Source organism: Agromyces arachidis (assembly GCF_052805135.1).
In genome coordinates this window covers 350,268-359,573 of record NZ_JBRBDK010000003.1, presented here as the reverse complement: position 1 = coordinate 359,573, position 9,306 = coordinate 350,268, and the positions used below count along the sequence as shown (strand labels likewise).

At 74.4% G+C, this 9,306-nt stretch carries 11 protein-coding genes; 4 read left to right on the top strand and 7 right to left on the bottom strand.

The window, feature by feature from the left end:
* Positions 1–151: 151 nt before the first annotated feature.
* Complete coding sequence (locus tag ACUY4T_RS06665) at positions 152–784, bottom strand: hypothetical protein (RefSeq protein ID WP_446018128.1); 633 nt, start codon at positions 782–784, stop codon at positions 152–154.
* 59 nt (positions 785–843) lie between these two features.
* On the opposite strand from ACUY4T_RS06665, the gene ACUY4T_RS06660 reads away from it, so the two are divergent.
* Positions 844–1,797: a 2-hydroxyacid dehydrogenase gene (locus ACUY4T_RS06660; protein ID WP_446018127.1), complete on the top strand. Its 954-nt coding sequence runs from the start codon at positions 844–846 to the stop codon at positions 1,795–1,797.
* A gap of 30 nt (positions 1,798–1,827) precedes the next feature.
* On the opposite strand, the gene ACUY4T_RS06655 is transcribed toward ACUY4T_RS06660, so the two are convergent.
* On the bottom strand, positions 1,828–2,751 hold the full coding sequence (locus ACUY4T_RS06655) for an FG-GAP-like repeat-containing protein (RefSeq protein WP_446018126.1): 924 nt from the start codon (positions 2,749–2,751) through the stop codon (positions 1,828–1,830).
* Between the two features lie 151 nt (positions 2,752–2,902).
* On the opposite strand from ACUY4T_RS06655, the gene ACUY4T_RS06650 reads away from it, so the two are divergent.
* Positions 2,903–3,967, top strand: coding sequence for an NYN domain-containing protein (locus ACUY4T_RS06650; protein WP_446018125.1), 1,065 nt, complete (start codon positions 2,903–2,905; stop codon positions 3,965–3,967).
* 12 nt (positions 3,968–3,979) lie between these two features.
* Here ACUY4T_RS06650 and ACUY4T_RS06645 read toward each other — a convergent pair whose 3' ends face one another.
* The 3 genes from ACUY4T_RS06645 to ACUY4T_RS06635 all read right to left on the bottom strand — a co-directional run bounded on the left by ACUY4T_RS06645 (position 3,980) and on the right by ACUY4T_RS06635 (position 6,277).
* Positions 3,980–4,495 (bottom strand): DUF1707 SHOCT-like domain-containing protein, encoded by a 516-nt coding sequence (locus ACUY4T_RS06645; protein WP_446018124.1) that lies wholly within the window; start codon positions 4,493–4,495, stop codon positions 3,980–3,982.
* A 73-nt stretch (positions 4,496–4,568) separates the two neighbouring features.
* The gene (locus ACUY4T_RS06640; RefSeq protein WP_446018123.1) at positions 4,569–4,781 is read right to left on the bottom strand and encodes a hypothetical protein; all 213 of its coding nucleotides are present in this window, start codon (positions 4,779–4,781) and stop codon (positions 4,569–4,571) included.
* Between the two features lie 122 nt (positions 4,782–4,903).
* Positions 4,904–6,277, bottom strand: a complete 1,374-nt coding sequence (locus tag ACUY4T_RS06635) for a hypothetical protein (RefSeq protein ID WP_446018122.1) — start codon at positions 6,275–6,277, stop codon at positions 4,904–4,906.
* A 132-nt stretch (positions 6,278–6,409) separates the two neighbouring features.
* Between ACUY4T_RS06635 and ACUY4T_RS06630 the strand changes: the two genes are divergently transcribed.
* Both ACUY4T_RS06630 and ACUY4T_RS06625 read left to right on the top strand, forming a co-directional pair.
* Entirely contained in the window at positions 6,410–7,600 is a 1,191-nt protein-coding gene (locus ACUY4T_RS06630) for a molybdopterin-dependent oxidoreductase (protein ID WP_446018121.1), read from the top strand.
* Positions 7,597–8,043 (top strand): hypothetical protein, encoded by a 447-nt coding sequence (locus tag ACUY4T_RS06625; protein ID WP_446018120.1) that lies wholly within the window; start codon positions 7,597–7,599, stop codon positions 8,041–8,043. Before ACUY4T_RS06630 ends, ACUY4T_RS06625 begins: the two co-directional genes overlap by 4 nt.
* Here the strand turns inward: ACUY4T_RS06625 and ACUY4T_RS06620 are convergent.
* A complete protein-coding gene (locus tag ACUY4T_RS06620) occupies positions 7,932–8,672 on the bottom strand; it encodes a class I SAM-dependent methyltransferase (RefSeq protein WP_446018119.1) in 741 nt (246 codons plus the stop codon). The genes ACUY4T_RS06625 and ACUY4T_RS06620 overlap by 112 nt on opposite strands.
* Complete coding sequence (locus tag ACUY4T_RS06615) at positions 8,669–9,292, bottom strand: TIGR04282 family arsenosugar biosynthesis glycosyltransferase (protein ID WP_446018118.1); 624 nt, start codon at positions 9,290–9,292, stop codon at positions 8,669–8,671. The genes ACUY4T_RS06620 and ACUY4T_RS06615 overlap by 4 nt, the downstream gene beginning before the upstream one ends.
* Between the last annotated feature and the right edge of the window lie 14 nt (positions 9,293–9,306).

Below are 9,306 nucleotides of genomic sequence, written 5' to 3'. Positions count from 1 at the left end.
CGCCGGCGCGCCCCCCTCGACCCCCTGACCCGACTCCCCCCTCCCCACCCCACCGCGATCTCGCGCAGTAATGGGGCCACAGACGCGTGCCGAAGCCTCCATTTCTGCGCGAGATCGCGGTGGGGTGGGGAGGGGGGCGGGGGCGAGGGGGTCAGTGGCCGTGGGCGAGCTGCTGCAGGGCGAGGACGGCGAGGCCCAGGGCGACGAGGATGGCGAGGGCGAGGGCCTGCTTCCACCACGCGGCATGGGTGCGCCGCACCGCGATGAAGCCGACGAGGCCCAGCGTGACGAGGTACACGAGCGCGGCGATCGACAGCGCGGCGTCGAGGTCGAGCACCCCGAGCACGGCCAGGGCGAGGACCAGCAGGGGCGTCGCCGCCGACGCGATCGCGCTGCCCGAGACCCGCAGCATCCGGCCGACCTCGTGACGCCGCGGGAACGCCCCGTGCACCGCGACGTGCGCGATCACGTCGGCGACGAAACCCGCCGCGGTGATCGCCACGATGCCCACGAGCAGCGTGAGCAGGGCCCGGACGGGCTCGAGGTGGTCGACGTTCGACTGCTGCACGAGCACGATCGCGAGGCCGGTGAAGGTCGCGTAGACGCGCTCCTTCAGCGCTTCCGCCCGCTCGTCCTCCGGGCGGTCGCGATCGCGGTCGCGGCTGGGGAACCGCCCGTGCCGGGCCGGGTGGCCCACGACCTCCTGACCGTCGGCGTCGACGGCGTCGGGCTGCCCGGGCACCGCCCGCTCCGAATCGCCCCCGGCGGGATCGACCTGGTCCATGGCGGTCACGGTAGCACCGCGAGCCCGCGGTGCGGCATCCGCTCTGCGAGGATCGTGGCATGACGTCGAACCCGCGCCTCCTCGTGACCGTGCCCGGCTCGACGCTGCGGCGGGCGCTCGAGCAGGCCCCGGGCGGCATCCCCGACGGGGTCGACCTCGTCGAGTGGGACCTGGCCGGTCCTCCGCCGCCGGAGGCGTCGGGCCGGCGCATCGGCATCGTGGTGCCGCCGTACATGGGCGCATCCGCCAGGCTCGGAGCCCTCGACGGCGTCCCGGTCGGGCTCGTGCAGTCGCAGTCGATCGGCTACGACGACGTGCCCGGCGCGCTCCCGGCAGGGCACGTGTTCTCGAACGCGGCATCCGTGCACGAGACCTCGACCGCCGAGCTCGCGGTGGGGCTCGCGATCGCCGCGCAGCGCGGCATCCCCGACTTCGTGCGCGCCGCCGGCGAGGGCCGTTGGGCGCCGGCGCGGCACGCGAGCCTCGCCGACCGGCGCGTGCTGCTCGTCGGCTACGGCGGCGTCGGCCGCGCGATCGAGGCGCGGCTCGCGCCGTTCGAGGTCGAGCTGGCCAGGGTCGCGAGTCGTGCCCGCGACGACGCGGCGGGTCGCGTGCACGGGGTCGACGAGCTGCCGGCGCTGCTGCGGGATGCCGAGGTGGTCTTCGTTGCGGTGCCGCTCGCGGAGGACACGACCCGGATGGTCGACGCCGGCTTCCTCGCCGCGCTGCCCGACGGCGCGCTCGTCGTGAATGTCGCGCGGGGCCCGGTCGCCGACACCGACGCGATCCTCGCGGAGGCGTCGTCGGGCCGCCTGCGCTTCGCCCTCGACGTCACCGACCCCGAACCGCTGCCCGCGGGACACCCGCTGTTCGCGCTCCCGAACGTGCTCGTCTCACCGCACGTCGGCGGCGCGACGACCGCGATGATGCCGCGGATGGCGCGGCTCCTGCGCGACCAGATCGAGCGGATGCTGCGCGGCGACGAACCGCGCAACGTGGTGCTGCGCACCTGATCGACTCGCCGGCGCTCGGCCTCGCGATGCTCAGCCGACCAGGCGCAGTCCCTTCCAGCCGGTGCCGATCCGCAGTGCGGAACTCCACGTGCTGGTGCCGCCGGAGAGGTGCACGTGCCGCTCGTAGCGCCAGAGGTTGCCCGAGGAGTCGCGGGCGATGAAGATGCGGTCGCCCCCGCTGATCACGGTGTCGAACGAGCACCAGCCGGAGCCGAGCCCGCTCGCGGAACCCTGGAAGCCGCCCGTGCCGCTGCCCTGGTAGAGGAACAGGTCGGTCGCGCCGGCGCACACGTAGGCGCCGAAGACCCCCTTGAGTCCCGGCGTGATCGCCACGAGGTCGGGCGCACCGTCGTAGGTCATGTCTCCGCTGCCGATGACGAACTTGAACGAACCCCACCCGGTGCCCACCTGGGCGGCCCCGAGCCATCCGCCGGCACCGTCGCCGCGGTAGAGGAACAGGCGCCCCGAGCCGTCGCGCGCCATGACGTCGACCGCGCCGTCGCCGTCGAAGTCGCCGGGCGAGAAGATCGCGGTGAAGCCCTGCCAGCCGGTGCCGACGCGCGCGCCGCCGAGCCATCCGCCGACGCCGTCGCCCCGGTAGAGGAACAGGTTGCCGGAGCGGTCGCGCGCCATCACGTCGGCCTCGCCGTCGCCGGAGAAGTCGCCGGCGGCGAACACCTGGGTGAAGCCGGCCCATCCCGTGCCGATGCGCCCCCCGTAGGTGAGCGCCCCCGTCGATCCGCTGGGATAGAGCAGAAGGTCGCCGTTGCCGGCGATCGCCAGCACGTCGGGGTACTCGTCACCGTCGAAGTCGCGGTCGACCCCCACCCCGAAACCCTGCGAGACGGATGTCGCGACCGACTGCGCCGACGCGACAGCGGCCGCGGCGGGAGCAGCGGAGGCCGCGCCCGCCGGGACGGTCACGAGAGCGAGGACGGCCGTGACGATGGCCATGGCGAGCGCGCGCGGGCGGGCCGGCGCGGATGGGCGTGCGGGGGCGGCGGGCGACATCGGCGTCCTGACGTTCGGGTGGAAGGGTCGGCTCACTCTACGCGAGCAGGCGGACGGGCCTACGATCGGAGGACGCCCACGACGGAAGGTCCCCATGCCCGCTACGGCAGAACCCCGGGTCGCGCTCTACTTCGACTTCGACAACATCGTCATCTCGCGCTACGACCAGTTGCACGGCGACGGCGCCTACCGCAAGGACACGAGCCGCACGAAGGTGGTGCAGCCCGGCACCCAGGCCTGGAAGCGGCTGCAGCAGGCGACGGTCGACATCGACGCCGTGCTCGACTTCGCGGCCACCTTCGGCACGATCGCCATCGCCCGCGCGTACGCCGACTGGTCGACGCCCGTGAATGCCAGCTACCGCAACCAGCTCATCGAGCGCGCGGTCGACCTCGTGCAGCTGTTCCCGCTCTCGGCGACGAAGAACGGCGCCGACATCCGGCTCTCGGTCGATGCCATCGAGGACCTGTTCCTCATCGAGAACCTCTCGCACATCGTCATCGTGGCGGGCGACTCCGACTACGTCGCCCTCGCGCAGAAGGCCAAGAAGCTCGGCCGCTACGTGGTCGGCATCGGCGTCACCGGCGGCACCAGCCGGGCCCTCACGGCGGCCTGCGACGAGTACGCCGACTACGACGCGCTGCTGGCGACGGATGCCGCGGTGCGGGACGACGAGGCGGGCTCACCCTCGAACGGCGCGACGACGGCCGCAGCCGACGAGGCCGCGACGAAGCCGAAGCGCACCCGCGCCAAGGCGAAGCCGAGCGAGGCCGACGGCGACGGGTCGGATGCGGCGCCGGACGCCGAGCGGGAGGGCGACGGCAAGGGCACGGGCACGGGCAACGGCAACGGCAAGGGCGACGGCTCGCAGAAGCGGGGTGCCAAGGCCTCCGACGCGGATGACGCGGCGCCGGTCAACCCGCGCAACCCCGGTCGCCTGCTGCTGAAGGCCCTCGAGCTGCTGCGGGCCAAGAACGACCAGGACTGGCAGGCGTCGAGCGCGGTGAAGAACCAGATGCTGCGCATGGACCCGTCGTTCCAGGAGCGCCGGCTCGGATTCGCGACCTTCACCGACTTCCTGAAGTCGCGCGGCGGCGTCGTAGAACTCGACGAGACCCCGGGGAACAACCAGGTGCGGATCCGGCCGAGGAAGGGCTGACCCGACCGCTCGTCAGCGGCTGCGCTCCTTCGCGGAGCCGCCGCCGTAGACGATGATGCCCGTGATCGGGATCAGGAAGAAGAACAGCCACGACCACGTGAAGCCGCCCGGCGCCCAGAACCCGAACGCGAAGAACAGCAGCAGCGCGACGAACGGCGACAGCGCCATCACGGTGTCGCCGACGCGCCCTCCCAGCGCCCGCGAGGTCCGGGCCGGTCCGGCATCGGCCGGGTAGGCGGGCGGTGCGGGCGCCGAGACGGCGCCGGGCGTGCCGGTCGCGGCCGAGGCCGCGCGCCCCGGCTCCCACGGTGCCGACTCGCGCGCGGGCCCGGCGCTCGGCAGGTCGGTGAACAACGGCGCGAGATCACCTCGCGTGACGGCTCCGCGAGCCGATGCGGCCCGCTGGTCGAACTCGGCCTGCGTGAGACGACCCTCGACTTCGAACTCCGAGAGCCTGGTGATCGCCTCCTCCCGCTCGGCGTCGCTCAGTCGCTCGTCGGGTCGATCCGGGTTGGCATATCCGCTCATGGTCCCAGCGTGCCGTGAGCCGACGAGCCCGATAGGGGCGAACGGCCCGCGACGCCGGCGGGACGCGCCGGCGTCAGACGCCGACGCCGGTGGCGTTCGCGCCCGGCTCCCCGTCGGTGCCGTCGCCGAGCGCGCTGCGCTCGTCAGGCGCGCCGGGGATCTCCCCCGCCTCGGCGGGCGGCGGCTGAATGTCGTAGGACGACATCTCCTCGGGCGGGGTGTCCTCGTCGTGCTCGCGCGGCAGGTCCGCGTCCTCGCCCGGGACCGGGGTGTTGATGTCCGACATGTCGTCTCCGTCTCCCGGCGCGTCGCGCCGTCCGCCCACAGTCTGGGCAGTCGCGCCTCCGATCGGCAGGGGCTTGCGAGGGGACCTGCGGGTCGATATCCCCCGGCGGGCGCCCGCCGCGATCACCAGCTCGTCTGGAGCAGGTGCTGCACGACGAGCGCGAAGGCGAGCTGTCCTGCGAAGCCGGCCCGACGCCACCGCTCGGTGAGCAGCGCCGCGCCGACGAGGAGCCAGGGCACGAACGGGAGCCAGATGCGCTCGACCTCCGCCTTGCTCATCTGCGAGAGGTCGGCGGCCAGGACGGTCGCCGCGGCGGCGAGCGCGAGGAGGATGACGATGCGCTCGGGGCGGGCCTCCTGTCGCCACCCCGCGGACCTGACGCCCGCCGTCGCCACCGCGGCGCCCACGAGCGGTCCCGCACTGATCGATAGGGCCGCGAGGTTTCCCCAGACCCAGTAGGTGAACTGGCGGCGGCTCGCCACGCCGTCCCAGTAGCGCTCGACGAGCACCGGGAACGCCTCCCACCAGGCGAAGCCGTACGCCGCGAAGGCGAGCACGACCGCCAGGGCCGCCCCGGCCGCGATCGGGAGGGGCTTCCAGTCGCGCCCGAGCACGAGCACGGCGAGGGCGAGGATCCCGAGGATGGGCAGCCCGTACGACAGCATCACGCAGTACCCGAGGAGCAGACCCGCCGCGACGCTCCAGGCGACCGTGGCCGGCGTCCCCCGTGCGGTCGCGGCGAAGCCGAGTGCGCACAGCCCCCATGCGGCGACGGCCGCGAACATGCCGTCTCCCGACACCGCGAACCAGATCGCCGCCGGACCCATCGCGAGGAACGGCGCCGCGCGACGGGCGGCGGCCTCGGCACCGAACCGTCGGAGCAGCGTGAGCACCGCGACCGCCGTGGTCGCACCGACGAGGACGACGACGATCCCGGCCGCCAGTCCGTCGCCGAGCCCGAGTCGCACCAGCACCACGAAGAACAGGAGCGCGCCGGGCGGGTGGCCGGCGATGTGCACGGGCCAGTTGTCGACGGAGTCCAGCGGGATGTGCGCCACGTAGTCGCGCAACGTCGCCCCGAAGTCGGTCACCTCGCGCGCGGTGCCGAGGTACTCGTAGGGGTGCTCGAGGATCCGGCCGATCCCGTCCCACCCGTCGACCGTCGCGAGGCTCACCATCCAGGCGACGGCGGCCGCGTACACGACGGCCAGGAGCGCGCCCCAGCGCAGCCGCTGCGCGAGCCCGACGCCCCAGGTCGCCGCGGCGAGCGCGAGGAGGACCGCGGGCACCGTGCCCGGACCGAGTCGCGGCATCCACTCGGCGTGCAGCGGCGGGAACGACCGGATGTGGACGCTCTGTCCGAGCAGCGGCGGCACGACCATCGCCAGCACGATGAGCGCGAGGGCGACGCCGACCCCGATCCAGGGCGCCGCCGCGACCGCGATCCGACGGCGCCGCGCGACCGGCGCCTCGTCGGGGTGCGTCGCCTCGTGCATGCTCCCGAGCCTACGGAGCCCCTCGTCGTGCGGGCAGGGGTGGACTCCTTACGGAATCGGGACCACCATCCGTCCGCGGACCGTAAGGTCCCCGACCTCGCGGCGGCACGCGGTCGGTGGTCGACTGGAGGCATGGCCGGCTTCACCGAACGCGTCTCGGCCCGGATCGCCGAACGGCTCGAGCCGCTGATGGGCGCCGCCGAGGGCGCGGCGTCCGACCCGCCGGTGAAGTCGGCGCGGACGACGGTCGTGGTGGGTCGCCTGCTCGGCGGTGCATTCCTCGTGTGCTTCGGCACGGGGATCTACAGCCACCTGCTGCAGGACCCGCTGCCGTGGCTGCCGATGCCGACGCGCCCGGTCGAGCTCTACCGCTGGACGCAGGGCCTGCACGTCATCGCGGGCACCGCCGCGGTGCCGCTGCTGCTCGCCAAGCTGTGGACCGTCTACCCGCGCCTGTTCACCTGGCCCCCCGTGCGGTCGGTCGCCCACGCGCTCGAGCGGGCGTCGATCGCGGTGCTCGTCGGCGTCTCGCTCGTCGAGGTGACGATCGGCCTGATGAACCTCGTCCAGTGGTACGCGTTCCCGTTCCCGTTCCGCGCCACGCACTTCGCGCTCGCGTGGGTGCTCATCGGGGCGCTCACCGTGCACCTCGGCGTGAAGCTGCCCGTCATCGTGCGCGTGTGGCGGCGGCGACCGGGCGACCGAGCGGATGCCACGGGCCGGTTCGTCTCGCGACGCGGCTTCATCGCCGGGGTCGGCGCGGCTGCGGCCTCCGCCGTCGCGCTGACCGCGGGCCAGTCGGTGCCCGCACTCGCACCGTCGAACGTGCTCGCACCACGGCGCATGGGCGTCGGCCCACAGGGGCTGCCCGTCAACCGGACGGCCGCGCAGGCGGGCGTGACGGAGACGGCGATCGCCCCCGACTGGGTGCTGACCGTGGCGACGCCCGGCGGGTCGCGCGACTTCACGCTCGACGAGCTGCGCGCACTGCCGCAGGCGGAGGAGGTGCTGCCGATCGCGTGCGTCGAGGGCTGGAGCCAGTCGGCGACGTGGCGGGGCGTGCGCCTCGTCGACCTGCTGGCCGCGGCGGAGGCCGGTGAGCCGACGGCGCCGCTGCGCATCGAGAGCCTGCAGGAGCGCGGCGCGTTCGCACGCACCGAGATGCCGCCCCAGTACGCGCGCGACCCGCTCACGCTCATCGCCCTGGAGTTGAACGGCGGCACGCTCGACATCGACCACGGCTTCCCGGCCCGCGTCATCGCACCGGGACGGCCGGGCGTCATGCAGACGAAGTGGCTGCGACGGATCGAGGTGACGTCGTGAGGGCGGCGCGCGGCATCCTCATCGCCGTCGGACTGGGTCTCGTCGGCGTCGGGACGGTGCTGCTGCTGACCGAGGTCGCGCCCTCCCGATGGCTGGGGGTCGCGGTGTGGGTGGGGGCCGCGATCCTGCTGCACGACGGCGTCGTCGCCCCGGTGGTCGTCGCGTTCGGGCTCGGCGCCGAGCGTGTGCGCGGCCGCCTGGGGTTCGGCGCGCGCGGCGTGGCGGTCGCCCAGGGCGCCCTCCTCGTCGGCGCCGTCCTGACCGCGATCACGATCCCGGCGCTCATCGCGTCGACGCTCGGGAACCCGAACCCGACGATCCTCGTCGGCTCCTACGGCATCGCGCTCGCGGTCATCTGGGCCGTGCTCGCGGCGGTGGCCGCGATCGGGCTCGCCGTCTCCCGCGGCGGCACCCGTGCCGGACGGACCACCCGGACGAAGTGACGGCCCGCGGCGTGCCAGTGCTCGACGACCGCCAGGTCGGCGGCGGCCGCGACGGCCGAGACGGCGGACCAGCCGACCCGCGCCCAGGGGAACGGCGAGCTCTCGCGTCCGTCCGCGTCGACGAGCGTGCACCGGTCGACGATCGCGACCTCGGGGTCCGCGTCGACCTCGACGAGCATCTCGCCGTCCGGTGCCGCGAGCTGTGCGCACCGGCGCAGCAGTGCCTCCGGGTCGCCGCCGATGCCGATGTTGCCGTCCATGAGCAGCACGCTGCGCCACCGGCCTTCGAGGGGCACCCGGTCGAACACGGACCGCCGCAGCACGAGCGCCCCCGCACGTCGCGCGTGCTCGACCGCGTGCGAGGCGACGTCGATCCCGAGCGCGGGCAGCGAACGACGGCCGGCCGCGTGCAGCATCCGCCCCGGCCCGCACCCGATGTCGAGCACCGGACCGGCGACGCGGTCGAGGACCGTGAGGTCGGCACGGCCGGCGGGTCGCACCCAGCTGCCGGCGTCGAGCGGGCGGAACGAGCCGTCCGCGCTGCGCAGCGAGAGGGTCGCCGGATGCCGCCTCGCGAGGTGGTGGAAGTACGGCTCGCCGCGGCCGGCGCCGAAGGAGGGCGCGCTCATCGCGACCCTCCCGCCAGCCGGGCGTGGAGCCGCGCGAACCGGGTCTCCGGGGCACTGCGGGCGACGGATGCCGCGCTCGCGGCCGTGTCGACGTCGGTGTGCACGTCGAGCAGTCCCACCTCGAGCCCGGCGGCCTCGAGCCGGTCGAGCTGCCGTCGGCCGGTGTCGTCGCGGGACATCGGCACGCCGCGGATCATCGCCCCGTCGGGCTCGCGCATCGCGAGGGCCCAGAATCCGCCGTCGGCGGCCGGGCCGACCCAGGCGCCGACGCGCGAGCGGTCGTCCAGCGCGGGCGCGACGTGGTCGAGGCGCACCTGCGGGGTGTCCATGCCGAGCAGCAGCAACGGCTCGCGGATCAGGTCGAACAGGTGCGCCAGGCGCACGTCGAGGTCGCCGGCCGGCTGCGGGACGACGTCGAAGGCGGCAGCGGCATCCGGCACCGCCTCGCCGTCGAAGTAGAGCACCCGCCGGTCGGCCGGGAACCCGGCGACCGCCTCGAGCGTGTCGTCGAGCGCGGCCGCGGCGAGCGCGGCCGCATCCTCGGGCGTGTACGGCGGCGTGAGCCGGGTCTTGACGCGACCCGGCCGGCACTGCTTGGCGATGACCGCGACGACGGTCATGTCCGCCCCCGGCC

Bases quoted from the DNA above. Each gene is read 5' to 3' on its own strand.
- ACUY4T_RS06665 (WP_446018128.1), bottom strand. From the start codon at position 784: ATGGACCAGGTCGATCCCGCCGGGGGCGATTCGGAGCGGGCGGTGCCC.
- ACUY4T_RS06660 (WP_446018127.1), top strand. From the start codon at position 844: ATGACGTCGAACCCGCGCCTCCTCGTGACCGTGCCCGGCTCGACGCTG.
- ACUY4T_RS06655 (WP_446018126.1), bottom strand. From the start codon at position 2,751: ATGGCCATCGTCACGGCCGTCCTCGCTCTCGTGACCGTCCCGGCGGGC.
- ACUY4T_RS06650 (WP_446018125.1), top strand. From the start codon at position 2,903: ATGCCCGCTACGGCAGAACCCCGGGTCGCGCTCTACTTCGACTTCGAC.
- ACUY4T_RS06645 (WP_446018124.1), bottom strand. From the start codon at position 4,495: ATGAGCGGATATGCCAACCCGGATCGACCCGACGAGCGACTGAGCGAC.
- ACUY4T_RS06640 (WP_446018123.1), bottom strand. From the start codon at position 4,781: ATGTCGGACATCAACACCCCGGTCCCGGGCGAGGACGCGGACCTGCCG.
- ACUY4T_RS06635 (WP_446018122.1), bottom strand. From the start codon at position 6,277: ATGCACGAGGCGACGCACCCCGACGAGGCGCCGGTCGCGCGGCGCCGT.
- ACUY4T_RS06630 (WP_446018121.1), top strand. From the start codon at position 6,410: ATGGCCGGCTTCACCGAACGCGTCTCGGCCCGGATCGCCGAACGGCTC.
- ACUY4T_RS06620 (WP_446018119.1), bottom strand. From the start codon at position 8,672: ATGAGCGCGCCCTCCTTCGGCGCCGGCCGCGGCGAGCCGTACTTCCAC.
- ACUY4T_RS06615 (WP_446018118.1), bottom strand. From the start codon at position 9,292: ATGACCGTCGTCGCGGTCATCGCCAAGCAGTGCCGGCCGGGTCGCGTC.